Below are 24,596 nucleotides of genomic sequence, written 5' to 3'. Positions count from 1 at the left end.
GGTCTCCCGCACCACCGCGGTCGCATCTCTTCTCGCCACCGAGACTGCCGTCACTGCTCGCGTTTCCGGTGGGCGCGGCCAGGGCCGTGTCGTTGAATAGTCTGGCGGCGAGCCGTCGAGTCTGGGAGGTCTGGGCGGGCCGGAACACCTCTTCCGGGTCGATCCACTCCGGCGCTTTCACGTAGACGACCCCGGAACGCATCTGGATCTGCCACCCGGAGTCCTCGATCGACCGGTGATGGAAAAAGCACACCAGGGCCCCGTTGTCAGTATGCGTCGGGCCACCCTGCGCCCAGGGCGTCACATGGTGGATCTCGCACCACGACGCGGGAATCATGCAGCCGGGGATGACGCATCCGCCGTCCCGGGCGGTGATCGCCCGCCGCTGATGAGCCGTGAAGACTCGTTCCTTGGACCCCAACCCGACGATACGTCCGGCCCGGTCGAAGACGACTTTCTGCACCGCGCCGGTGCACGCAATTCGGTGCGCGAGTCGCGCCGAAACCGGCGCGTCGATGCCCTCGATCTGCGCGTACCCGTCCGGGTCCGCCAGATCCTGAGCGTTCACGTGCACCAGCAGGGTCGCGGCGTCGCCGCCGAGGTTCGGGGTCTCGGCGCTGCGGGCCGCTGCCTGGAGCAGGGACGTCAACACGTCGTGACGCTTCTGCGCTGCGGTCCGATCGTCCAGCATCGGCTGGTCGGGGCCGATTCCCTCCACCGCGGAAGCATCCGTGCCCGCGGGCAGGAAATCGGGCACACCCGCATCCGCGCCGTCGGTCGGCGTGCCGCCGGTGGAGTTGGCGCGGGTGGCGGGGTTCAAGTAAGCGTCGAGGAGCACTTGCAGCTGCGCGGCGGTTTCGGGCAACAGCAGGGCGTGGACCGACACGAGGCCGTCCTTGGCTGTCCCGATCGTGAGCATCCGCCGACGCTGGGCCTCGTCCTCAGCCGGGACCGGCCCGTCCTGATCGAGCATCGCCTCCCAATGGGCTGCGAGCTTGCGCATCTCCGGGAAGACCAGCGCCAGCATCGGATCCGGCTCGCCGTCTTGCGCGGCTTCGTCCGAGGCGGAACCATCGGCGGGATCAGCACTGTCGGGGTCTACTGCGGGCTCTGGGTCGGTGCCCGCGGCGTTGTTCTCGGCGATGAGGCGGGAGGCGAGGGCACCGGTGGCGGCGTCGACGAGTTCGGCCTCAGCCGCGACGAGTTGCGCCGGGTCGGCCCGGTGGGCGACCTTGGCGAGCATGCCTGCGACCAGGTCAGCGGTCTCTGGGTCGATCTGGCCACGGTGCAGTGCCCCGGCGATGCGGGGGAACCGCGGGGCGATCCGGGCTCCCGTGATGCCGATCGCGGGCCGGGTGTTCTCATCGAGCCCGATCCGCCGCTTGAGCTGACCGTGGGAGCGCCGGGTGACACGTTGCAGCAGCTCGACCTCGTTCCGGCACCCCAGCCTGGCGGAGAGGCGGTCGGCTCCGAGGGACTTGTCGGAACGCAGGGCGAGCTCCCCGGCCGAGCGAACCCGGGCCGCGTCGATCTTCCGGCCCACGGACTCGATCAGCGCGGCGGCCCGCACGAGCCCGGCATCGCCGGCACCGGCGAGTTGTTCGCAGAGCCCGGTGACTTCGGCGTCCAGACTTTGCAAGCGCTCGAGCAGGGCATCGTCGGCGGGTGCGCCGGAGTCGAATGCCAGTGCTGGAGTCATACTCCTATTCTAGAAGAGTTCTTCGAAGAAGTGAAGGGTTGGAAGGAGGTTTTCCGGCGCGGATTCAGGTGTTCCGGGAAGAACCGGCCCGCGCAGGACCGCGACGAAAGACGGCGCGCCCAACTGGTGGTCAGTTGATCGAGTCCACCATCGCGGAGAGCTCGGCCGTGAGCTCGGCGTCGGTGTTGATCGCCTCGCCGTCGAGCGAATTCACGGGCGTCAGCAGCCGCACGCTCGAGACCAGCCAGACACCCGCCGCCTCGCGCAGATGCTTCGGCTCGACGGGCCCGTAGCCCAGCTCCCAGCCCTCGGCCTTCGCGGCCGCGAAGATCGCGCCCTGCGTGGTGCCCGGCAGGATGCCGGTCTCCAGCGTCGGCGTCACGAGGCGCTTGACCTCGCGTCCCGCCTCGTCCCGCTCGCGGGTCGCGAGCAGCACCGTCGACGTCGGGCCCTCGAGAACCCGGCCGTCCGACGACGTGAAGATGACGTCGTCCGCGCCGTTGCGCTTCGCGTGGCGGATCGCAGCCATGTTGACCGCGTAGGAGAGCGTCTTCGCTCCCATCAGCAGCCAGGGGGCGCGCTCGGCGACCGTCGAGTCGTAGCCGCGGTCCAGCAGCAGCACGTCGATGCCCGTCTCGCGCTGGCGCCGGCCCAGCTCCGGGGCGGGGGAGACGGTGACCCACGCGCTGCCGTAGTCGTGCACGCCGTCAGCGGATTCGGCGCCGCGGGTCGCGATCAACTTGACCACGGATTCGGCGGGCGCGGCACCCGGGGAGGCGGCGGCGTCGTACTGCGAGATCGCCGTGGCGATCGCCGCGCGCCACGCGCCGGCCGACGGGATGATCAGGTCGGTGACCTGCGCGGACACGGCCATGCGCGAGAGGTGCATCTCCAGCTTTCGCACCTTCCCGCCCGTGTAGAGGGCGGATTCGAAGACGCCGTCGCCGCGGGTCACGCCCGGATCGAGGACGGAAAGCTGCGGGGCGTCGGGATCGGCCACGCGGCCGCCCGGATGCGCGGGATCGATGAACACCAAGACAGTCATGGGCCTAGGTTACTCGCAACGCCCGCGCGGTCACCCGCCTGACACCGGTTCCGACTAGGCTGGGGAAAGGTCACAGGGTGTTGAACCGGCACGACGACGTCGCCGGCGCCCGCGCGGACCGCGAGGAGGTGCCGGGGTGGTCAGTCTGCTGGAGCGACTGGGCGAGCTGCCGTTCTGGCTCATCGTCTTCGCGTGGATCCTCGACGTGGGCATCCGCGTGGTCATGCTCGGGATCGTGCCCGGCAACAGGCGCCCGACGACGGCGATGGCCTGGCTCCTCGCGATCTTCTTCATCCCCGCGGTGGGCCTGGCCCTCTTCCTGCTGTTCGGGAATTTCCGGCTCTCGGAGCGGCGCGTGCGGCGCCAGCTCGAGATCAACAAGCGCGTGCTCGGCTACACGCTGCACCTCGAGAGCGACGACGCGCTGGAGCAGGTCTCGCCCGCCGTCGCCTCCGCGGTCACGCTCAACCGGCGCCTCGGCGCGTTCCCGCTGGATGCGGGCAATGGTTTCGAGTTCGTCATGGACTACCGGGAGTCGTTGCAGCGGATGACGGAAGCCGTCGATTCCGCCCGCCAGTACGTGCACGTGCAGTTCTACATCATCGGTGACGACCCGGAGTACGTGAGCCCGTTTCTGGACGCGCTGGAGCGGGCGGTCGCCCGCGGCGTGAAGGTCCGTCTGCTCTTCGACCACCTCGGGACCCTGCGGGTGAAGGGCTACCAGGACCTGCTCAAGCGCATGACCGACGCGGGGATCGAGTGGCGGGCGATGCTGCCGATCTCCCCGCGGCGACGCCAGTGGCGCCGACCGGACCTGCGCAACCACCGCAAGATGGTCGTCGTCGACGGCGAGGTCGCGTTCACGGGGAGCCAGAATCTCATCGAACCCGGCTACAAGCGGCCCTCGGCCCACAAGATCGGCCGCGAGTGGGTGGACCTCATGGCGCGCGTGACGGGGCCGATGGTCACGGGCCTCGACGTCGTGTTCGCGACCGACTGGTCGCAGGAGGCCGGCGACGACGACCTGCTCGACGACGTCGTCAGCGGCGGCGTCGCCCCCGACGCAGGCAACGTGACGGCCCAGATCGTGCCGAGCGGCCCCGGGTTCGAGTCGGAGAACAACCTGCGCCTGTTCAACACGCTCATCTACGGCGCGCTCGAGAAGCTGACGATCACCAGCCCGTATTTCATCCCCGACGACTCGCTGCTCTACGCGATCACGACGGCGGCCCAGCGGGGCGTGCACGTCGAGCTGTTCGTCTCCGAGAAGACCGACCAGTTCCTGGTGCACCACGCGCAGCAGTCCTACTACGCGCAGCTGTTGGTCGCGGGCGTGCGGATCTTCCGCTACCGGTCGCCGATCGTGCTGCACACCAAGTGCTTCACGGTGGACGACGACGTCGCGGTCTTCGGTTCCTCCAACATGGACATGCGCTCGTTCTCGCTCAACCGCGAGGTCTCCCTCATGCTGGTCGGCGAGGACGCCGTGCAGGAGCTGGACCGGGTGCAGGCGGAGTACCGGAGGAACTCGAGCGAGCTGACGCTGGTCGAGTGGATGCACCGTCCGCGGCTGTCCAAGTGGGTCGACAACGCGTGCCGGCTCACGGCGACGCTGCAGTAGTCGTCAGGCCGGGAACTCGGCGTCGAGCGCGCTGAGCACCCCGAACGCCTTGGTCCGGACCTCGTCCCATTCCTCCTCGGGCACCGAATCCGCGGTCACGGCGCCGCCGACGCCGAGCGTGAGGGTGCAGCCGGCGTCGTCGTACTGCATGACGAGGGTGCGGATGACGACGGACGTGTCAGCGGCCCCGCCGTCCGCGAAGTAGCCGATCGCCCCCGAGTACACGCCGCGCGGGGAACGGTCTTCGAGCTCGTCGAGGATCGCCATCGTGGAGATCTTCGGGGCCCCCGTCATCGACCCTGGCGGGAACGCGGCCGAGAGCGCCTCGGCGCGCGAGGCGCCCGGGCGCAGGCGCGCGTCGATCGTGGAGACCATCTGGTGCACGCTCGCGTAGGACTCGATGTGGCAGAGCCGCGGCACGTGCAGGGTGGCCGGGTCGGCGTTCTTCACGAGGTCGTTGCGCAGCAGGTCCACGATCATGATGTTCTCGGCGCGGTCCTTCGCGCTCATCGCGAGGTTCTGCTTCAGCCCGGCGTCCTCGGTCGGGTCGGCGGCGCGGCGGCGCGTTCCCTTGATCGGCTCGGCGCGCATCCAGCCGTCCGCGCCCATGCGCAGGAACCGCTCGGGTGAGGTGCCCGCGATCGCGACCGCCCCGAAGCGGGCGAACACTGCGAACGGTGCCGGGCTCTGCACGCGCATGCGCAGGTAGGCCGCCCACGGGTCCCACGCCGGCAGGCGCGTGGTCAGCGCAGTCGTCACGCAGACCTCGTAGCTGTTGCCCTCGGTGATCTGCGCCTGCGCCGCCCGCACCTTCGACAGGTACTGCTCGCGGCTGTCGCGGCACGCGAAGACCGGCGTGGTCTCCAGTGTGGGCGTCAGCGGCACGACGCCGGCGCTCACCCGCAGCGCCTCGCGCGCCCGCTCGCTCCACGCGGCGTCCGCGTCGTCGCCGCGGGCGGTCGTGATGACCCAGGCGCGGCGCTCGTGGTGGTCGACGACGACCGCGCGGTCCGCGCGGAAGAGCGCGGCGTCTGGGGTGGTCGAGGGCAGGGTCGAGCCGCCCGATTCGCGCTTGAGCTCGTAGCCGAGCCAGCCGAGCCAGCCGGTCCGGAAGTCGCAGCCGCTCGCGACCAGGGACGCGGCCCCGTCGCCGGTGAGCGCGGGCGCGGTGGTTTCCCAGGCGCGGTCCAGCCACGCGAAGAACGGGCCGGGCACCCGGGCCGTCGCGCGCCCGGTGGTCACGGTCGTCAGCGCTCCGGCGTCCGTCAGCCGGTGCTCGGCGAGCTGCCGGTGCTCCGCGCCCGACGCGTCGGCGAGGATGCTGTACCGGTTCCGCCCGCTCGGGTCCTCGGCCCCCGGGTTCGACGCCTCGAGCAGGATCGCGTGCTCCGCCAGGTCGTCGTCCGGACCGTTCTCGGGGCTCACCCCCGGGTAGAGCCGCCCGAAGACTTCGGCGGCGACCACCGCCCCGGCGGGGACGCGCAGGTCGGGCTCGAGGCCGCCGTCGTCCAGCGCCCCGGCACCGAGGTGGATCTCCTCCACGGCCACCGGGTGCGCCGAGCGCTCCGCAGCCTCGGCGGCGAGGGCGTCGTGAAGCTGCGGCAGGTGCAGCAGGGCGGCGAGCGCGTCGTCGACCGCGCGGCCGTCCCCGCTCCGGGAGACGACGACGTCGGCCGCCTCGGCGGGAGCCTGCCCCGCCGCGGCCTCGGTCGCGAGCCAGCGGGACTCCTGCGCGGCCCAGGCGTCCCAGTATGGCTCGTAGGTGGCGCCGTCGCGGGCGAGCGCGCGGTCGCGGCGGACGTCGTCGTCCTCGTCGACCCAGATCAGCGCGTCGAGCAGCCCCCGCGCGTTCCGCGCACCCACCCCGACGCCCTCGACGACGATGATCTCCGCGGCCCGGCTGACGCGCTCGGGGCCCGTGGACCCGGTCTCCCAGTCCCACGCGCGCCACACGGCGTCGCGGCCGGCGGCCAGCGCGGGCAGGACCTCGGACGCGTAGGCCTCGACGCCGTCGTCGAGCCCGTCCCACCCGGGGTAGAGGTCCTCGAGGTGGAAGAGCGTGACGGGGCGGTGCCGGCGCAGGCGCGTGACGAGCTCGAGCGCGAGCGTGCTCTTGCCGGCGCCGGAACGGCCGTCGACGGCGATGACCACCGGGCGGGGCGAGCGCGGCGAGCGCGGGTGGGCGGGGTGGCGCGCCGTCGTGGTGGGCATCGTCGCCTCAGGCCTGGGATTCGTGCGAGCCGTCGCTGGTCCGCGCGTCGCGGACGAACTCGACGATGCCGCCCAGAGCGGCGGCGATCAGCTCGTACGTTGTGTCGAAGTCGCCGGCGTCCCCGTACCAGGGGTCGTAGATGCCCTGCTCGGCGGGGCCGCGCTCGGCCACCTCGGGGTCGAACGAGCGCAGCATGCGCACCTTCGCCTCCGCCGCGGCATCGGGCGCGCCGCGGCGCAGGTGCGTGTAGTGGTCGGTGTCGAGGGCGAGGATGAGGTCCGCTCTCGAGTAGTCCGCCGGCGTGAACTGGCGGGCCACGTGCCGGGTCGCGTCGAGGCCGCGTTCGGTCAGCAGGTCGCGGGCGCGGTCGTCGATCGGGTTGCCGACCTCCCACGCGGTGACGGCGCTCGAGACCACCTCGACGTCGTCGACGCCGGCCCGCGCCAGCTCGGCCCGGAGGAGGTATTCGGCCATGGGGGAGCGGCAGATGTTGCCCGTGCAGACGGCGTTGATGCGGAACATGGGTCCAGTCTAGGAAAAGCCGGGCTCGAATGCGCCCTCGCGGCGCCGTTCGGTGCGGAGTCGGTGCTGATCAGGGCCGCGTGCGGCGGGCCGGCCGCCTACGCGTGCACGTCCGCGGCCGCCCGGAACAGCAGGGCCACGCCGGTCGCCCCCGCGTCCGGTTCGCCCGCACCGCGCCCGGCGACGTAGCTGGCCCGGCCTCTCCGAGCCTCCAGGTCGGCGGTCGCCTGCGCAGCGTCGGCGGCAGTGCGGGCGCCCTCGGCGAAGCCGGACCGCAGAGCCTCCGCGGCCGGGTGCAGCACGTCGACGATCGTCCGGTCGCCCGGTTGCGCGCCGCCGACGCGCTGGATCGCGGCGCAGCCCTCGGCCGTTCCGCGGGCCCACGCCGCCGCGCCGTCGGCGTCGTGGTCCCGGTGCGCGCGGTCGAGCCACTTGAAGAGCAGCCCCAGCAGGGGACCGCTGGTGCCGCCGACGCCGTCGAGGAAGGCGCGTTCGGCGGCGGCGAGTCCCGGCTGTCCGTGGTTCATCAGCTGCAGCGCCTCACGCAGCCCGCCGCGGAGGTTGTCGCCGAAGTCGCCGTCGCCGGACACCCGGTCCAGCCGGGTCAGCTCCTCGTAGTGCTCCTCGACCAGTTCGGCGAAGCGCCGGACGACGTCGTCCTGCAGCCGGGGCCGGGCGCGGTCCGCGGGTCCGCCCGTGGATTCGGCCGTCGCCGCGGCGGGTTCGGCGTCCGGGACCGACCGGCGCACGAGGGTCTCCGGTGCCGCCCCGGAATCCGCCAGGCTCGCCGGGAACGACGGCGTGATCGACGGCGCCTCCCAGTACGGCAGCCACTCGGGGCGCAGCCGGGTCAGCGTGATGGAGAACCCGGTCATATCCAGGGCGGCGACGTAGTTGCCGACCAGCCGGGCGTCCACCGTTTCCCCGGCGCCGGACAAGCGGTCGGAGGCCGCCGCGTACACGTTGAGCAGCTCGAGCTGCGTCGTCGCGCCCAGCCCGTTGACGAAGAGCAGGAGGCCCCCGTCCCCGGGCACCTGCTCGAGGACCTCGTCGACCATCTTCGCCACCAGCGCGTCGAAGCCCGGCCGCTCGATCGAGGCGGCCGCCCGCTCGCCGTGGATGCCGACCCCGTACTCGAGGTGTCCGGGATCGAGGTCGAACGTGTCGTCGCCGGTGTGGAAGTCGGTCTGGGCGCGTGCGGCGACGGCGACGCTGCGCGAGTGCTCCGCGACGTCGGCTCCCAGCGCGGCCAGTTCGTCGAGGGACAGCCCGGCGTCGGCGGCGGCGCCGAGGATCTTCTCGACGACGACCGTCGCCCCGGTGCCGCGGCGCCCGGTTTCGGTGTCGTCCCCGCCCGTGGCGACGTCGTCGTCCACGAGGACCGTGGCGACCTCGACGCCCTCCGCGGACAAGCGCTCGGCGGCGATGGCGAAGTTGATGACGTCGCCCGTGTAGTTCTTCACGATGTGCAGGACGCCCCCGGGGCCGGCGACGGCGCGCGAGGCCGCGTGGATCTGCGTGTTGTGCGGGGAGGCGAAGACGGCCCCCGGCACCGCCGCGTCCAGCATGCCCACGCCGAGGAAGCCGGCGTGCAGGGGCTCGTGGCCGGAACCGCCGCCCGAGACCAGGCCGACCTGGCGCCTGGTGCAGCGCCGCACGGACGTGGCGAAGAGCGGGTCCTCATGCACCGCGACCAGGTTCGGGTGCGCTGCGGCGAATCCGCGCAGGGCGGTCTCGACGGGGGTGGAGGACAGGAAGGGCAGGCTCATGTTCGGATCTCCCACGGGTGTGACGACAGCGGTCACTCTCACCGTAGCGGCCGGCGGGCGGGCTGTCAGTGGGTGAAGGCGAGCAGGACCGCGACGAAGATAAAGAGCACCCCGAACGTCAGGTTCATGATGCGCGCACCGCGGGCGCCCCGGGTGAAGCGGCGGAAGGATTTCGCGGCGGCGGCGAAGAAGAACCACATGACCAGGACGTCGACGGCGACGACCGTGCCGATGAACGCCAGGTACTGGGGGATGACGGGGAAATCCGGCCGGATGAACTGCGGGGTGAAGGCGAGGAAGAAGATGATGGCCTTCGGGTTGAGCAGGTTCACCAGCAGGCCGCGGCGGAACATCGAGGCGGCCGGCTCGGCGCCGCGCTGGTCCACGGGAGCGGTGTCCGGCACGGGTTTGGTCAGCAGCAGGCGCACGCCCAGGTACACGAGATAGGCGGCGCCGCCGTAGCGCACGATGTTGAACGCGACCGGGGAGCCGGCCACGAGCAGTCCGACGCCGGCCGCGACCACGAGCACGTGCATCAGCAGGGCCGCCTGCTGGCCGAGGATGCCCCAGAAGGAGCGGCGGAAGCCGGCGTTGATCGCATTGGTCATCGTGTTGATGGCTCCGGCCCCGGGGGTGAAGCTGATGAGGAGGCAGGCGCCCAGCAGGGAGAGCCACACGGAGAAGGTCACCTGAAGATGCTAGGGGCTGCGCCGCCCGGACCGCTATTCCCGACCCTCTGGACCGGAGCGGGCGGGACCGCTGGTAGACTAGGATGATTGTGGCTGTCCCCGCCGACGATCGGCGGGAAGTGTCCGAGCGCGATGACCGCGCCGGCGTCGACACGCCATGCGTCGATAATTCTGCTTTCTTTGCAACGCGCCCCAGCTGCGCGCTCCTAAAGACTTCAGTGTTCTTCGGCGATCCACTGCGGGCCTCTACGGTCCGCCTACCGAAAGCACTTTGATGACTGAAACTTTCTCCTCCCTCGGCGTGCCCGGGTTCCTCTCCTCCGTTCTGTCCGCACAGGGCATCACCGAGGCGTTCCCGATCCAGAAGGCCACGCTGCCCTCCACGCTCGCCGGCCGCGACGTGCTCGGCCGCGGCCAGACCGGCTCCGGCAAGACGCTCGCGTTCGCTCTTCCGCTCGTTGCTCGGCTCGCAGCCGAGGACCGTCCGCGCCGCGCGCGTTTCCCGCGCGCCCTGATCATGGCCCCGACCCGCGAGCTCGCCACGCAGATCTCCCGCACGGTGATCCCGCTGGCCGAGGCTGCCAAGCTCCGCACCGCCGTCGTCTTCGGCGGTGTCTCCCAGGTTCGCCAGGAGAAGGAGCTGAACGCCGGCGTCGACATCCTCATCGCCTGCCCGGGCCGCCTGAACGATCTCATGGGCCAGAAGGTCGTCGACCTTTCCCGCGTCGAGATCTCCATCCTGGACGAGGCCGACCACATGGCCGACATGGGCTTCCTGCCCGTCGTCCGCCGCATCCTCGACCAGGTCCCGTCCGGCATCCAGCACATGCTGTTCTCGGCCACCCTGGACAACGGCGTCGACAAGCTCGTGAGCCGCTACCTCTCCAACCCGATCACGCACTCGGTCGACGCGCCGCAGGCCGCCGTGAACACGATGGAGCACAAGGTGTTCATGGTGGACGCGGACCTGAAGAAGGAGCTCGTCCGCGAGCTCGCCGCCGGCACCGGGCGCCGCATCATGTTCATGCGCACCAAGCACCACGCCAAGAAGATGGCCCTGTGGCTGTCCAAGGCCGGCGTGCCCGCAGTGGACCTGCACGGCAACCTGAGCCAGAACGCCCGCGACCGCAACCTGGCCGCGTTCTCCAACGGCACGGCCAACGTGCTCGTGGCGACCGACGTCGCGGCCCGCGGCGTGCACGTCGACGGCGTCGAGCTCGTCGTCCACATCGATCCCCCTACCGAGCACAAGGCGTACCTGCACCGCTCCGGCCGCACCGCGCGCGCCGGCTCCGACGGCACGGTCGTCACGATCGCGACCCCGGACCAGCGCCGCGACGTGAACCAGTTGCTCAAGGCCGCCGGCATCAAGGTCCCGTTCGAGACCGTGTCCCCGGAGGACGCCGCCGTGGCCGAGGTGCGCGGCACCAAGGCTGCGCACGTCGAGTACGAGGTGCCCGTGCGCCAGCAGCCGGCCCGGCAGCCGAAACGCGCCGCCGGCTCCGAGCGCGGCGCGGCAGCCGAGGCCTCGACGTCGACCGGTGGATCCCGCGGACGTCGCGGCGGGCGGGGCCGCGGTCGCGGTGCCGGCCAGCCGGTCGCCGCACACGAGGGTCGCCAGCCGGGCCAGCGCTCGGGTGAGGCGCGCGGCGCCTCCCAGCGCACGGGCGAGGCACGCGGCGCGGGCCAGCCCGCATCCCGCGGCGAGGGCGGTCGCCAGCGCAGCACGACGGCGGCCGGCGCAGGGCGTCGTCGCGCGCGCAACCGCGGCCGCGCAGCCTGACCAGCCAGGGCCTGACCTGAGAAGGGGCCGCCCGCGAGACTCTCCTGTCTCGCGGGCGGCCCCTTCTCGCGTTGGCGAAGGCGGCGGCCAGGTACCGCTCCTGGGTGGCGGGGTTATCCCGTGTGGGACGCGGCCGCACGTTCAATGGTCGCGGCCGCCCGGGCGAGGAAACCGTCGATCAACCGCAGCTCGTCAGTCGTATAGGCCGAGGACATGGTGCTCAACGCGGCCCCGAGGGGGCGGAACAGGCGCCCACCGGTCGTCCTGGCTTCGTCCGTCGCGAAGAGGGCCACCCGGCGCCCGTCTCGCTTGTCCCGCGCCCGGCGCACGTGACCGTGGTCGACCAGACGATCGATGAGGGCCGTCGTCGCCGGGGCCGAGAGCCCGAGGCGGCCGGCCAATTCGGAAGCGGTGATCGGCGCGTCGGAGTCCTGGTTGCGCAGGATCTCGTTCAGCGCATGCAGGTCCGTCCGATGGACGTGCCCCGACCGGGCCGCGACGTCGACGTAGCGCTCAGACGCCAGCGCGACCTCCTGCAGGTTCTTCGCCACGGACCAGTGCAGTGCCGCGCTCGCGGCATTCTGCTCCGGCCGGGGTGCGGGTTCTTGAGTCACGGGAGGGTCCTGTCGATGGCGTCGACGCCGAGTGGATCGGCAATGCTGATAGCCATCGTCTCGCGAAAGCCGAGAAGTCGATATATTGTTTCCATCATGGAAATAAATTCTACGGAGCAGTGGGGAGACGAACGTGGTTGATCAGGGACAGCACGGTCGACGGGCGCGCGCGTCGGGGGCCACCGCGGCAGTGGCCAGGTCGGTGTTGGCGGTGCTGGCTGTTGCCGTCTGGCTCGGGGTGATGGCCATCGGGGGCCCGACGTTCGGGAAGATCGGCGACGTCCAGAACACGGACCGGACGGCCTTTCTGCCCGCCTCCGCCGAGGCCACACAAGCCGTTGAATGGCAGGAGCGCTTCGCTGATTCCGACTCCGTGCCCGCGATCCTCATCGTCGAGTCGCAGGAGGGTGTCGACCCCTCGACGGCGGCGGATCTCGTGCGCGATCTCGAGCGCGCGGAGATCGCGGGGGCGTCCGTGCTGAGCGGGGACATCGTCGGTCCGCTGCCGTCCGAGGACGGTTTGGCCCTCCAACTCGTGGTTCCGCTCAGTCCCGATGTCGACCTAGCTTCCGGGGTCGATTCGCTGCGAGCCGCTGGAGAGCAGGCGTTGGAGCGAGGTGATTTCGGCGCGGGCGCTGAGATCTTCGTGACCGGGCCGGCGGGATTCTCGGCCGACCTCGTCGAGGCCTTCGGCGGGATCGACGGGATCCTGCTGGCGGTCGCTCTGGCCGCCGTCCTGGTGATCCTGCTCATCGTCTACCGTTCCGTGCTGCTTCCGGTCGCGGTCCTGTCGACGGCCGTGGCGGCCCTGTGCGCCGCGATCGTCGTCGTGTACGAACTCGCGCGGGTCGACGTCATCCGGATCGACGGGCAGAGCCAGGGCATCCTCTCGATTCTGGTGATCGGAGCGGCAACGGACTACTGCCTGCTCGTCGTCGCCAGGTTCCGGGAGGCTCTGACCGGAGGCCTCGACCGGTGGGCCGCGGTCCGGCAGGCGTGGCGGAAGTCCATCGAACCGATCCTCGCCTCGGCGGGCACCGTGATCGTCGGCCTGTTGTGCCTCCTGTTCTCCGACTTGAACTCGAACAAGGCGCTGGGCCCCATTGCGGCCAGCGGAATCGTCTTCTCTGTCCTCGCTGCGATGACTCTGCTTCCCGCATTCCTGGGGTTGTTCGGACGGGCGGCGTTCTGGCCCGTCATGCCGCGCGTTCGCGCAGCCGACGGGGGCGCGGCCGCCCCCGAACGGGAAGGCCGCCAGCTGTGGGCGGTTCTCGCCCGCTGGGTCCGGCGCCGGCAGCGCCCGGTCTGGATCATCACCGCGCTCGTCCTCGCCGTCGGATGTCTGGGGGTCACTCAGCTGCAGGCTTCCGGCGTACCGGAGTCCACGCTCGTACTCGGAGAATCCGATGCGCGGAACGGGCAGGAGGCGATGGGCCGTCATTTCGATGCGGGCGCGGGGTCGCCGACCCAGATCTACGTTGCGGAGTCTGCAGCAGCCGAGGTCCTGCGCGGCGTCGAGGACACCGACGGGGTGGCCTCCGCGTCCGTGACAGCGGCCGACGGCGGACCGGTCCGTCCGGGCGCGGAGCCCAGGGTCGTCGAGGGGCGGGTCCAGATCAACGCGACGCTCGAGCATCCGGCGGATTCGGAGCGTGCCGAGGAGACGGTCATCGAGTTGCGCACGCTCGTGCACGGACTCGACGAGCAGGGTCTCGTCGGTGGCCCGACGGCGACGGCGCTCGACCAGCAGGCGACGGCCCAGGCCGATGTCCAGAAGATCATTCCGCTGGTATTCATCGCGATTCTGCTGATCCTGATGCTGCTGCTGCGCTCGATCGTCGCCCCGGTCCTGCTGGTGCTCACCACGATCCTCTCCTACGGGACCGCGATGGGCGTCGCCGCTCTCGTCTTCAACGAGATCCTCGGCTTCCCCGGCGCCGATCCGACGGTCCCGCTCTTCGGGTTCGTCTTCCTCGTGGCGCTCGGCGTCGACTACAACATCTTCCTGATGAGTCGAGCCCGTGAGGAAGTGCTGACCCGCGGGGTGCACGACGGCCTGACGCATGCCCTGGCCGTCACGGGCGGCGTGATCACTTCCGCCGGAGTGGTGCTCGCGGCGACGTTCGCGGCCCTGGCGGTGGTGCCGATCATGTTCATGGTCCAGCTCGGCTTCATCGTGGCCTTCGGCGTGCTGCTGGACACCCTGGTGGTCCGCACGCTGCTCGTCCCGGCGCTGGGTCACGAACTCGGGAAGTGGCTGTGGTGGCCGTCGCGGCGGATGGCCTCCGGCGCGACGCCGGCTCCCGCGCCGGCGGTGAGTGAGAACCGGACGCTGTGAAACGACGGCGAGGGCCGTCGGCGGGAGGTTGATCCCGCCGACGGCCCTCGCCGCGTTACGCCGTGGCCTTAGTTGGAGGCGGTGGCGTAGGTGTTGTAGATGGTCGAGCCCCAGTACGGGCCGTACATCGTGGTGGAGTTGCTGCCGTAGCCGTAGGAGTTCACGGAGTTCTGGTAGCCGTTCGAGCCCGTGCCGATGAACCACGGGCCGCCCGAGGACCCGCCGGTCATGTTGCAGTCGATGCCCTGCGAGTTGAACTGCGGGTTGTACGGGTCGTTGCTCGAGTCCCCGTCGAGGCACGAGAACAGGTTCTGCCCGTTGAACGGGTTGGCTGCCGGGTAGCCGTAGGCCTTGTAGCCGAGGCCGCGGTCGGCGTTGAACTGGACACCCGAGGCGCCGACGGCGTCGTTCAAGTCCTGGCCGTTGAGCGGGGCGACGACGGCGAAGCCGGTGTCGTAGGTCATGTCGCCGTTGTTGACCCACGCGGACGGGGCGTGAAGCTCGGCGGCCGCCCACTGACCGTAGGGTGCCGCGCCGTCGTCGTACGCGGGCACGAAGACGAAGTTCGTGGCGAACGCGCCCGGGCCCTCGTTGAGGCAGTGGCCGGCCGTGGAGACCGTGTTGGCGTTGCTCGAGATGATCGAGTTGCCCGAGCAGACGTAGTTGTTCCCGCCCATCGTGAAGAACACCTTGCCGATGTGCGAGACCGGGGTCTCCTCCACGGCCGAGGAACTGTTCTTGCCGCCCTTCCCGGCCGGCTTGGCCTTCGGGGTGACACCGGAGATCTTCTTCTCCGCGCCGCGGTCGGCCTTGGAGTTGTCTGCACCGTTGCCGCGCTTGATAGCGCGCTCGGCGAGCACGTCGCCCGGGATCGCGTTGCGCATCTTCTCAGCCGTCCAGTAGCCGGCGGCCGGGGCTTCCGAGCGCTCGACAACGTGGCTCTTGACAGCCTGACCCGGGGCGTTGTCCGGTGCGGCCATCGACGGGACCGCGGTCCCGGCCAGTGTGAGCAGGGCGGCCGCGGCCAGAGCCGTGGTTGATTTCCACTTCTTCATGGATTTCGTACCTTTCCTCGGTGGAGGTCGGCCCCGGTGTTTCCGGGGCACGAGTCTGAACCTAATGTGACGCAGGTCATTCGTAAAGGGGTCGTTGAACATTTTCTTCAGATTTAACACAGATGTTTCACAGGTTGCTTGAAGATCCAAGCAAATGCAGGGCAGGAAGCGCGTCTTTCGGGCGATCAAGGCCGAACTTGAGTGAACTGCGCTCAACTTGGTTTGACAGTTGCGTGTGCCTGAGTAGAGTTGAGTACAGAACGCTCAACCGTTCCCTTCGGGTCTTTCTCGAGGTCGGTAGGGCGCCAGGAATCCATCGTCAGAAAGAAGGAACCCTCATGTCACGTGCAGTAGGCATCGACCTCGGCACCACGAACTCGGTCGTCTCCGTCCTCGAGGGCGGCGAGCCGACCGTTATCGCCAACGCTGAAGGCGCCCGCACCACCCCGTCCGTCGTCGCCTTCTCGAAGGGCGGCGAGGTCCTGGTTGGCGACATCGCCAAGCGCCAGGCCGTCAACAACATCGACCGCACGATCGCCTCCGTCAAGCGCCACATGGGCACCGACTGGACGATCGACGTCGACGACAAGAAGTACACGCCGCAGGAGATCTCGGCCCGCACGCTGATGAAGCTCAAGAACGACGCCGAGTCGTACCTGGGCGAGAAGGTCACCGACGCCGTCGTGACCGTCCCGGCCTACTTCAACGACGCCGAGCGCCAGGCCACCAAGGAGGCCGGCGAGATCGCGGGCCTGAACGTGCTGCGCATCGTCAACGAGCCGACCGCGGCCGCCCTCGCCTACGGCCTCGACAAGGGCCAGGAGGACGAGCTCATCCTCGTCTTCGACCTCGGCGGCGGAACCTTCGACGTCTCCCTGCTCGAGGTGGGCAAGGACGAGGACGGCTTCTCGACCATCCAGGTCCGCTCGACCGCGGGCGACAACCGCCTCGGCGGAGACGACTGGGACCAGCGCATCGTCGACTGGCTGCTCGCGCAGGCCAAGTCCAAGGGCGCCGACCTGTCGAAGGACAAAATCGCCCTCCAGCGCCTGAAGGAGGCCGCTGAGCAGGCCAAGAAGGAGCTGTCCAGCGCGACCAGCACCAACATCTCCCTGCAGTACCTCTCGGTGACCCCGGAGGGCCCGGTCCACCTGGACGAGCACCTCTCCCGCGCCAAGTTCCAGGACCTGACGTCCGACCTGCTGGACCGCACCAAGAAGCCGTTCCACGACGTCATCGCCGAGGCGGGCGTCAAGGTCTCCGATATCGCGCACGTCATCCTCGTCGGCGGCTCGACCCGTATGCCGGCCGTCGCCGAACTGGTCAAGGATCTGGCCGGCAAGGAAGCGAACAAGGGCGTGAACCCGGACGAGGTCGTCGCCGTCGGCGCCGCACTGCAGGCCGGTGTCCTCAAGGGTGAGCGCAAGGACGTCCTGCTCATCGACGTCACCCCGCTCTCGCTCGGCATCGAGACCAAGGGCGGCGTGATGACCAAGCTCATCGAGCGCAACACGGCCATCCCGACCAAGCGCTCCGAGACCTTCACCACGGCCGACGACAACCAGCCGTCCGTGTCCGTGCAGGTCTTCCAGGGCGAGCGCGAGTTCACCCGCGACAACAAGCCGCTCGGCACGTTCGAGCTCGGCGGCGTCGCCCCGGCCCCGCGCGGCGTCCCGCAGATCGAGGTCACCTTCGACATCGACGCCAACGGCATCGTGCACGTCTCCGCCAAGGACAAGGGCACAGGAACCGAGCAGTCGATGACCATCACGGGCGGCTCCTCGCTGTCCGAAGAGGACATCGAGCGCATGGTCAAGGAAGCCGAGGAGCACGCAGCCGAGGACAAGACCCGCCGCGAGGCGGCCGAGACCCGCAACGCCGCCGAGCAGTCCGCGTACTCCGTCGACAAGCTCATCAAGGACAACGAGGACAAGCTGCCGGAGGAGGTCAAGACCGAGGTCCAGGCCGACGTCGACGCCCTCAAGGCTGCACTGGAGAACCAGGACAACGACGACGAGGTCAAGGCCGCGTTCGAGAAGCTCCAGGCCTCCCAGGTCAAGCTCGGCGAAGCGATCTACTCCCAGGCCCAGGCCGAAGGCGAGGCCGGCGCCGCCGGTGCTGAGGACGCCGCGGCGCAGGACGAGGACATCGTCGACGCCGAGGTTGTCGACGAGGACGAGAAGAAGTAAGGACGGTTCATTCCATGCCGCACCACGGTAACGAGGAGGAGCACGGCGACGAGCCCGTGAACTTCACCGACAAGCGGAAGATCGACCCGGAGACGGGCCAGCCGCGCGGCACGGAAGACGCTGCGGCGGAGTCGGACGACTCCGCCGCGGCGGACGCCGGCGCCGACGCCCTCGCCGAGGCCGAACGCATCATCAACGAAGCCGGCGGGGACGACGCGCCGGTCGAGGACGAGGTGCCGGCCGAGGAGGTCGCCACGAGCGACGTCGAGGCCGAGCTCCGCAACGACCTGCTGCGTCTGCAGGCCGAGTACGTGAACTACCGCAAGCGCGTCGAGCGCGACCGGGAGCAGGTTCGCGAGCTCGCCGTGCAGTCCGTGCTCGGCTCGCTGCTTCCGGTCCTCGACGACCTGGACGCGGCCCGCGCCCACGGCGACCTCGAGGACGGGCCGTTCGCGGCCGTCTCCCGCAAGCTCGCCACGATCCTGGAGGGCCACGGGCTCGAGCGCATCGAGGAGGCCGGGGCCGAATTCGACCCGAACTTCCACGAGGCGCTCATGCAGCAGCCGAACGCGGAGGTCCCCGCGGACCACGTCGCGCAGGTGTTGCGGGTCGGCTACAAGAAGGGCGAGCGCGTCCTGCGCGCCGCCGGCGTGATCGTCTCCACGGGGGAATAGCCCGCGGCGGATCACGCACCCGGGCGTGGCGCCGCCGTCGTACAGCACGACGGCGGCGCCCGCGCCCCGCGGGCGGCCCCAGAGCCGTCCGCCCCAAGTTTCAACGACACGAACAGAGAATGAGGAGGCGCCTGATGGCCAGTCAGGACTGGGTCGATAAGGACTTCTACGCGATCCTTGGCGTCTCCAAGGATGCGACCGACGCCGACATCAAGAAGGCGTACCGCAAGCTCGCCCGCAAGCACCACCCGGACACCAACCCCGGGGACACCGCGGCGGAGCAGAAATTCAAGGACATCGCCGAGGCGAACACGGTCCTCTCCGACCCCGAGGAGCGTCAGCAGTACGACGCGATCCGCGCGATGGGCTCCGGCGCCCGCTTCCAGTCGGGCGGTCCGGGCGCCGGCGGCGCCGGCTACGACGACGTCTTTGCCGACCTCTTCGGCGGCGGTCGCGGCGGCGGCTTCGGCGGGGGAGGCCGCAGCAGTGGTTTCGGCGGCGGAGGGCAGGTCCCGCCCGACTTCGCCGATCTCTTCGGTGGCGGTTTCGGCGGCGGCTTCCAGCAGGCCCCGCGCAAGGGCGCGGACCGCACGGCGAACACGTCGATCTCCTTCGGCGGATCGATCAAGGGCACCGTGGTCAACCTGCGCGAGCCGAGCGGCGAGATCATCGAGGTGCGCATCCCCGCGGGCATCAAGGACGGCCAGAGCGTGCGCGTGCGCGGCAAGGGCCAGGCCGGCCCGGCCGGGAACGGCGACCTGTTGGTGAAGGTTTCGGTCAAGCCGCACTCCTTCTTCTCTCGCGAGGAGAACAACATCCGTGTGCATGTGCCGGTCTCGTTCGCCGAGGCCGCGCTCGGCGGGCAGATCGAGGTCCCGACGATCACCGGTGATACGGTCAAGTTGAAGGTGCCCGCCGGGTCGAACTCGGGGCGCACGCTGCGGCTCAAGGGCCGTGGCGTGGAGACCAAGAAGGCGACGGGGGACCTGCTGGTCACGCTCGACGTGGTGGTGCCGCAGAACCTCAGCAGCGCCGCGAAGGACGCCGTGAAGGCGTTCGCCGAGGCGACCGCCGACGCCGACCCGCGCGCCGGCCTGGCGGCCAAAGCCGCCCTGTAGGAGGTAGCCATGACGGACGAGTTCTCCCCCGTATTCGTGATCTCGGTTGCGGCCGAGCTCGCCGACATGCACCCGCAGACGCTGCGCCAGTACGACCGGCTCGGGCTCGTGCGGCCTCAGCGGCAGCGGGGAAAGCATCGCCGCTACAGCCAGCGCGATGTCCAGGCCCTGCGCGAGATCCAGCGCCTGTCCAAGGACGGTGTCTCGCTCGAGGGCATCAAGCGCATCATCGAGCTCGAGAACCAGGTTGCGGCCCTGCGCTCGCGCGTCACCGAACTGAGCAACGAGCTCGAGCAGACGCGCCTGGCGACCCGCGGACACCCCGACCTCTCCCGCGTGTTCGCGGCCGGCGCCGCCGGCGACGTCGTCACCCTGGCCCGCGGCCAGCGTCCGCGTGCACGCAGCCAGGCGCTAGTCATCTGGCAGCCCTCCCGCAAGAACGGGCGCTGACCCAGGTCACGATGCGGCCTCGATCCGGTCCCCGTCGGCCGTAGCCCCTTCCCCGCGCCCGATCTCGGCACTACCGTGAGCGCTGAGGGAAGGGGCCCGCGATGCGCACAGCACGCCGCAGGCCCGCCCGCGCGGTCGTCGCGGCCGTCGTCGTGCTGCTCCTCGCCGCTTGCGGCGGCACTCCGGAACCCGACAACGGTGCGGCACCGGCGCCCGTCCTGCCCGGCGCCTACGACACCGCGGACCGGCAGAGCAAAGGTTTCCCGGCGGCCGTGCGCCCACCCGACAACGAGCAGCACCTCCTGCTCGACGTCGTGCGCACCGGCGACCACCCCGGGTACGACCGGATCGTGTTCGCCCACTCCGGCGACGGTCTGCCCGGGTGGCGCACCGAATACGTGGATCAGCCCGTCTCGCCCGGCAGCGGGCACGACATCACCATGGCCGGCGACGCCTATCTGGCGATCTACGTGACCGGCCTGCAGCCCGGGATGGCCGGCGCCGAGCACGGTCACGCCGTCGTCGACACCGAGTGGACCGGCCAGAGGATCGCCATTGCACAGACCGTGACGACCGCCGTGTTCGAGGGCGCGGCCAGCTACTTCGTCTCGCTCGACGCCCAGCGCGCGTACTCCGTGGTCATGTACGACGACGGCCGGCTCGTCATCGACTTCGAGGAGTAGTGCCGGCGATGCCCCGGGCTGGCGCCCGTGGCCGCCCTACCGGGCCGCAATCGCCAGCGGCAGCTCACCGCAGCCGGTGAGCTGCACGCGGGCCCCGCCCTCGCGCGCCGCGACGTCGTGCTGCCCGGGGACCCACGTGTCGGTGAGGACGGTGCCCGCGGCGATGCGCGGGTCGGCTGAGACGAGCACGCGGCCGGAGCGGTTCACCAGCGATGCGGTCGGGGAGATGCTGGCGAGAAGCGGGCCGACCGTCGGCTCGAGCTGCGCGACGAACATGTCCGCGCCGACGATCCCGTAGGGTTGCGGCGCGAGCAGGGGCACGGAGAGGGTGACCGTGTACTCGTCTGTGCAGAGGAAGTCGACGTAGGGGCCGGTGATGTGCGGGCGGCGCAACTCCAGCGGAGTGGTGAACCACTCGCGCCGGACGTAGATCTCCCCGGCCTCGGCCGGCGAGACGGACATCAGCCGGACCTTTGCCGCGCCCTGCCACCAGGCCATGTGCCAGCGGGCGTTGGCCAAGACGTCCTCCGCGGCGATGAAGCCGGCGCCGACGAGTACGGATCCCGGCGCTTCGAGGGCCGAGCCGGCGAGCGGCTCGATCACGGCGTCGGCCTCCTGATGTGTCGGTCGCCGCTCGTCCGACGCGCCGAACAGCGCGCCGAGCGGACCGGTCCAGTCTTTGAGCATGTCGATGACGCGCGTGAAATGCGCGGTGATGTCGGCCGCGGCGGGGTGCGATGCTGCCACGATGCCTCCTTCGGTGACCTCGATGGGTACGCCCTCGCGGGCGATGAGTGGATGAGTGCTTATGGTGACGATCGTGCGGCGAGCGCGCTGTGCTCGCGGATGAGCCAGTCCAGCAGCTGTGCGACGTATCCGTCCGTGAGCTCGCGGGCCTGCGTGCCGTCGCCCGCCTCGATGGCGGAGGCGATGCGCTCGCAGCAGCCCAGGACCTCGGCGCCCAGCGCGTGGTCGTGTTCGGCGCCGAGGAGCAGCATGCCGAACTCGGCGTGCAGGCGGACGTATTCGCGGGTCAGTCGCGCCGACTGGCTGAGGGCGGCGAGCTCGAGCAGGAAGTTGCCGGTCGCGTGCATCCACGAGTCGCCGGCGAGCAGGCTGCGCAGGAGGGCGACGTCGTTCACGTCGGCGAAACGCGCCGCCAGGCCCGCCGCGGTGGAGGCGATGGCGCTGTAGTGGATGGCGGTGTCGCGCAGCTCGACCCGCGAGAGGTGGTTGAGGCGTTCGGCGACAAGCCGGAGGCGGTCCTCGGGGCGGACGGTGATGAAGCTGCCGCCGTCGCGCCCGCGGCGGGTCGCGAGCAGGCCCCGCGCGCGCAGGCCCACGAGCGCCTCGCGCGCCGTGACGGTGGCGACGCCGAGCGAGGTGGCGAGTTCGGTCTCGCGGGGGAGGCGGTCCCCGTCGGAGAGGATGCCGGCGATGATGCCCTGCAGCAGGCGGTCCTCGACCTGATCTGCTTTGCCGTTCTCGCTCAGGGGTGAGAACACGGCCGCCCGCAGGCGGTGATGCGGCGTCGTCGGCTGGGGCATGAGTCGATCTTTGCAGATCGGCGGCGCCCTTCCCATCCGCGGCGGTCATGTTGGGCGGTTCTCGAGAAATCCTGGCAAAAGCCTAGACATTTAAAGTCTGGGTTCATATCTTTAACCCAGATCACGTGAGCCGGGCCACATCGACGGGTGTCGAGGACTCGGGAATCCAACAGCGGAAGGCACAGCGATGACAGCAGTGGAAACGATCCGGGCCACGGCGGCCGACGGGGTCAACGAGGCCGGCGCGGCGATCCGCCTGACGAATGTCGTCAAGACCTTCGGCGACTTCACGGCCGTTCAGGGACTGGACCTGACGATTCGGCAGGGTGAGTTCTTCTCGCTGCTCGGGCCTTCCGGCTCGGGCAAGACCACAGTCCTGCGGCTGATCGCCGGCTTCGAACTGCCCACGACGGGCACCATCCACCTGGGGGAGCGGGACGTCACCGACGCGCCCCCGTTCGACCGGGCAGTGAACACGGTCTTCCAGGACTACGCCCTCTTCCCGCACATGAGCGTCGCCAGGAACATCGAGTACGGGCTCACGCTGCGCCGGGTCTCGAGGCCCGAGCGACGACGCCGCGTGGCCGAGGCGCTCGAGATGATCCGGCTGCCGCACGTGGCCGATCGGCTGCCGTCGCAGCTTTCCGGTGGCCAGCGGCAGCGGGTCGCGCTCGCGCGGGCGCTCGTGCTCGAGCCGGAGGTCCTGCTCCTGGACGAGCCGCTCGGCGCCCTCGACAAGCAGCTGCGCGAGCAGATGCAGATCGAACTCAAGCAGATCCAGCGCGACGTCGGCATCACGTTCGTCTTCGTCACCCATGACCAGGAGGAGGCGCTGACGCTCTCCGACCGCGTCGCGGTCTTCAACGAGGGCCGCGTGGAGCAGATCGGCACACCCGAGGACCTCTACGAGCGCCCCTCGACCCGGTTCACCGCGACGTTCCTCGGGACGACCAACCTCATCGGCGGCGAGCTGGCGCGAGCCATCGGCGTCGGCGCGGACCTCGTCAGTGTCCGCCCCGAACGCGTCCGGTTGCGCCCCGTCGACAGCGTCCCGGCCGACGGCACGACCCACGTCGAGGCGGTGCTGGAGGAGTTCGTCTACACCGGCCCCGCCACTCGCTTCGTCGCCACGACCAGCGGCGGGGACCGGATCGTGTCGCTCGAACCCAACGACGCGTCCCGGCCGGCCCCCGTCCGCGGCGAACGAGTCCGCCTCGAATGGGACCGCAGCCACAACTACCCCGTCTCCGGCCAGTAGCCGGGACCCGGACCCTTCAGCGAGAACCACCCGCATCGATCAAGGAGAACATCATGAAGAACCGCAAAGCACTCCTGCCGCTGGCCGTCCTGGCCGCCGGCGTCCTGACCCTCAGCGCGTGCGGATCGGACAGCGGTGACGCCGGAACAGGGGGCATCACCGTCCCGGACATCCCGATGGCCACGGAGATCGGCGAGGGCGAGGGCGAGGTCAACATCGTCGCCTGGGCCGGATTCGTCGAGGACGGCACGACCAACCCGGACGCCGACTGGGTCACGGCCTTCGAGGAGGAGACCGGCTGCATGGTCAACCGCAAGGTCGGGGCCACATCCGACGAGATGGTCCAGCTCATGCGCACGGGGGAGTACGACGTCGTCTCCGCCTCGGGCGACGCGTCCCTGCGGCTCATCGCGGGCGGTGACGTGCAACCGCTGAACACCGATCTCGTGCCCAACTTCGGCAATCTCGTCGAGGGCTTGAAGGGGCAGGTCTACGACACGCTGAACGGCAAGAGCTACGGAGTTCCCATCGGGCGCGGCGCCAACGTGCTGATGTACAACACCGAGAAGGTGACCGAGGCGCCGGACTCGTGGGCGCCGACGTGGGAGGCGGACAGCGAGTTCGCCGGCCAGGTCATGGCTTACGATTCGCCGATCTTCATCGCCGACGCGGCCGTGTACCTCATGGCGACCGAACCCGACCTGGGCATCGAAAACCCCTACGCGCTCGACGAGGAGCAGCTGGCAGCCGCCGTCGAACTCCTGAAGAAGCAGAACGAGATCGCCGGTGAGTACTGGAACGACGCACTCAAGGCAGTCTCCTCGATCTCGACTGGTACCGCGTCGATGGGCACCGGCTGGCAGGTCATCGTGAATCTGGCACAGGGCGACGGCGGCCCGGTCGAGGCGGTCCTGCCGCAGGAGGGCGCGACCGGGTGGTCCGACACGTGGATGGTGCACGCCGAGGCGAAGAACCAGAACTGCGCCTACCAGTGGATCGACTACGCCTCTGCGCCGGACGTCAACGCGTCGATCTCCCAGAACTTCGGCATGGCCCCGGCGAACGAGCTTGCCTGCGAGGGCAGCGAGGCGAACATCGCGCACTGCGAGACGTTCCACGCCACCGACGAGGAGTACTACGAGAACGTGTGGATGTGGACGACCCCGGTCGAGCAGTGCATCGACGGCCGGACCGACGTCACGTGCACCAACTACCAGCAGTGGACCGAGGCCTGGACCGCGGTCAAGGGCTAGACCCGCCGGCGCCCCGCGCCGGAAGGGCCGACCGGAGGGGTGCGGCGGCCGTCGCACCCCTCCTCCTCCTCCCACAG

General features: G+C 70.2%; 19 protein-coding genes and 1 pseudogene. 10 read left to right on the top strand and 10 right to left on the bottom strand.

The window, feature by feature from the left end; all coding sequences use genetic code 11:
* Nucleotides 1-421: 421 nt before the first annotated feature.
* Together EV380_RS17035 and EV380_RS10005 are read right to left on the bottom strand one after the other, a co-directional pair.
* A pseudogene (locus EV380_RS17035) lies at nucleotides 422-1,699 on the bottom strand (DUF222 domain-containing protein); the annotation flags it as partial.
* A 130-nt stretch (nucleotides 1,700-1,829) separates the two neighbouring features.
* The gene (locus EV380_RS10005; protein WP_130451031.1) at nucleotides 1,830-2,744 is read right to left on the bottom strand and encodes an aminodeoxychorismate lyase; all 915 of its coding nucleotides are present in this window, start codon (nucleotides 2,742-2,744) and stop codon (nucleotides 1,830-1,832) included.
* Between the two features lie 223 nt (nucleotides 2,745-2,967).
* Between EV380_RS10005 and cls the strand changes: the two genes are divergently transcribed.
* Entirely contained in the window at nucleotides 2,968-4,365 is a 1,398-nt protein-coding gene (cls, locus tag EV380_RS10000; RefSeq protein WP_242607731.1) for a cardiolipin synthase, read from the top strand.
* A gap of 3 nt (nucleotides 4,366-4,368) precedes the next feature.
* On the opposite strand, the gene EV380_RS09995 is transcribed toward cls, so the two are convergent.
* From EV380_RS09995 to EV380_RS09980, 4 genes are all read right to left on the bottom strand, one after another.
* Nucleotides 4,369-6,576, bottom strand: coding sequence for a chorismate-binding protein (locus EV380_RS09995; RefSeq protein WP_130451030.1), 2,208 nt, complete (start codon nucleotides 6,574-6,576; stop codon nucleotides 4,369-4,371).
* Between the two features lie 7 nt (nucleotides 6,577-6,583).
* Nucleotides 6,584-7,099, bottom strand: coding sequence for a low molecular weight protein-tyrosine-phosphatase (locus EV380_RS09990; protein WP_130451029.1), 516 nt, complete (start codon nucleotides 7,097-7,099; stop codon nucleotides 6,584-6,586).
* 98 nt (nucleotides 7,100-7,197) lie between these two features.
* Nucleotides 7,198-8,868 carry a dihydroxyacetone kinase subunit DhaK gene (locus tag EV380_RS09985; RefSeq protein ID WP_130451028.1) on the bottom strand — a complete coding sequence of 557 codons (1,671 nt, stop codon included), beginning with the start codon at nucleotides 8,866-8,868 and terminating at the stop codon, nucleotides 7,198-7,200.
* A 65-nt stretch (nucleotides 8,869-8,933) separates the two neighbouring features.
* Nucleotides 8,934-9,557, bottom strand: a complete 624-nt coding sequence (locus EV380_RS09980) for a LysE family transporter (protein WP_102160025.1) — start codon at nucleotides 9,555-9,557, stop codon at nucleotides 8,934-8,936.
* Nucleotides 9,558-9,831: 274 nt separating this feature from the next.
* Here EV380_RS09980 and EV380_RS09975 point away from each other — a divergent pair, with 274 nt between their 5' ends.
* Nucleotides 9,832-11,340, top strand: coding sequence for a DEAD/DEAH box helicase (locus tag EV380_RS09975; protein WP_130451027.1), 1,509 nt, complete (start codon nucleotides 9,832-9,834; stop codon nucleotides 11,338-11,340).
* A 113-nt stretch (nucleotides 11,341-11,453) separates the two neighbouring features.
* On the opposite strand, the gene EV380_RS09970 is transcribed toward EV380_RS09975, so the two are convergent.
* Complete coding sequence (locus tag EV380_RS09970) at nucleotides 11,454-11,954, bottom strand: MarR family winged helix-turn-helix transcriptional regulator (protein ID WP_165391932.1); 501 nt, start codon at nucleotides 11,952-11,954, stop codon at nucleotides 11,454-11,456.
* Between the two features lie 133 nt (nucleotides 11,955-12,087).
* Between EV380_RS09970 and EV380_RS09965 the strand changes: the two genes are divergently transcribed.
* Nucleotides 12,088-14,292 (top strand): MMPL family transporter, encoded by a 2,205-nt coding sequence (locus EV380_RS09965; protein WP_242607573.1) that lies wholly within the window; start codon nucleotides 12,088-12,090, stop codon nucleotides 14,290-14,292.
* 68 nt (nucleotides 14,293-14,360) lie between these two features.
* On the opposite strand, the gene EV380_RS09960 is transcribed toward EV380_RS09965, so the two are convergent.
* The gene (locus EV380_RS09960; RefSeq protein WP_130451025.1) at nucleotides 14,361-15,347 is read right to left on the bottom strand and encodes a trypsin-like serine peptidase; all 987 of its coding nucleotides are present in this window, start codon (nucleotides 15,345-15,347) and stop codon (nucleotides 14,361-14,363) included.
* A 338-nt stretch (nucleotides 15,348-15,685) separates the two neighbouring features.
* On the opposite strand from EV380_RS09960, the gene dnaK reads away from it, so the two are divergent.
* The 5 genes from dnaK to EV380_RS09935 all read left to right on the top strand — a co-directional run bounded on the left by dnaK (nucleotide 15,686) and on the right by EV380_RS09935 (nucleotide 20,461).
* Complete coding sequence (gene dnaK, locus EV380_RS09955) at nucleotides 15,686-17,536, top strand: molecular chaperone DnaK (protein ID WP_130451024.1); 1,851 nt, start codon at nucleotides 15,686-15,688, stop codon at nucleotides 17,534-17,536.
* Between the two features lie 14 nt (nucleotides 17,537-17,550).
* Entirely contained in the window at nucleotides 17,551-18,210 is a 660-nt protein-coding gene (locus EV380_RS09950) for a nucleotide exchange factor GrpE (RefSeq protein WP_130451023.1), read from the top strand.
* A 134-nt stretch (nucleotides 18,211-18,344) separates the two neighbouring features.
* Nucleotides 18,345-19,328, top strand: coding sequence for a DnaJ C-terminal domain-containing protein (locus tag EV380_RS09945; RefSeq protein ID WP_130451022.1), 984 nt, complete (start codon nucleotides 18,345-18,347; stop codon nucleotides 19,326-19,328).
* A 9-nt stretch (nucleotides 19,329-19,337) separates the two neighbouring features.
* On the top strand, nucleotides 19,338-19,778 hold the full coding sequence (locus EV380_RS09940; RefSeq protein ID WP_130451021.1) for a heat shock protein transcriptional repressor HspR: 441 nt from the start codon (nucleotides 19,338-19,340) through the stop codon (nucleotides 19,776-19,778).
* 101 nt (nucleotides 19,779-19,879) lie between these two features.
* Nucleotides 19,880-20,461: an AMIN-like domain-containing (lipo)protein gene (locus tag EV380_RS09935; RefSeq protein ID WP_130451020.1), complete on the top strand. Its 582-nt coding sequence runs from the start codon at nucleotides 19,880-19,882 to the stop codon at nucleotides 20,459-20,461.
* Nucleotides 20,462-20,497: 36 nt separating this feature from the next.
* Here EV380_RS09935 and EV380_RS09930 read toward each other — a convergent pair whose 3' ends face one another.
* Entirely contained in the window at nucleotides 20,498-21,208 is a 711-nt protein-coding gene (locus tag EV380_RS09930; protein WP_130451019.1) for a cache domain-containing protein, read from the bottom strand.
* 59 nt (nucleotides 21,209-21,267) lie between these two features.
* A complete protein-coding gene (locus EV380_RS09925) occupies nucleotides 21,268-22,008 on the bottom strand; it encodes a FadR/GntR family transcriptional regulator (RefSeq protein WP_130451018.1) in 741 nt (246 codons plus the stop codon).
* Nucleotides 22,009-22,195: 187 nt separating this feature from the next.
* On the opposite strand from EV380_RS09925, the gene EV380_RS09920 reads away from it, so the two are divergent.
* Complete coding sequence (locus EV380_RS09920) at nucleotides 22,196-23,266, top strand: ABC transporter ATP-binding protein (protein ID WP_130451017.1); 1,071 nt, start codon at nucleotides 22,196-22,198, stop codon at nucleotides 23,264-23,266.
* A gap of 53 nt (nucleotides 23,267-23,319) precedes the next feature.
* Nucleotides 23,320-24,519, top strand: a complete 1,200-nt coding sequence (locus EV380_RS09915; protein WP_130451016.1) for an extracellular solute-binding protein — start codon at nucleotides 23,320-23,322, stop codon at nucleotides 24,517-24,519.
* Nucleotides 24,520-24,596 lie beyond the last annotated feature (77 nt).

Origin of the sequence: Zhihengliuella halotolerans, assembly GCF_004217565.1 — a bacterium.
Lineage (GTDB): Bacteria > Actinomycetota > Actinomycetes > Actinomycetales > Micrococcaceae > Zhihengliuella > Zhihengliuella halotolerans.
Note: the sequence above shows the minus strand (reverse complement) of the source record. Positions and strands in the feature narration are given on the sequence as shown.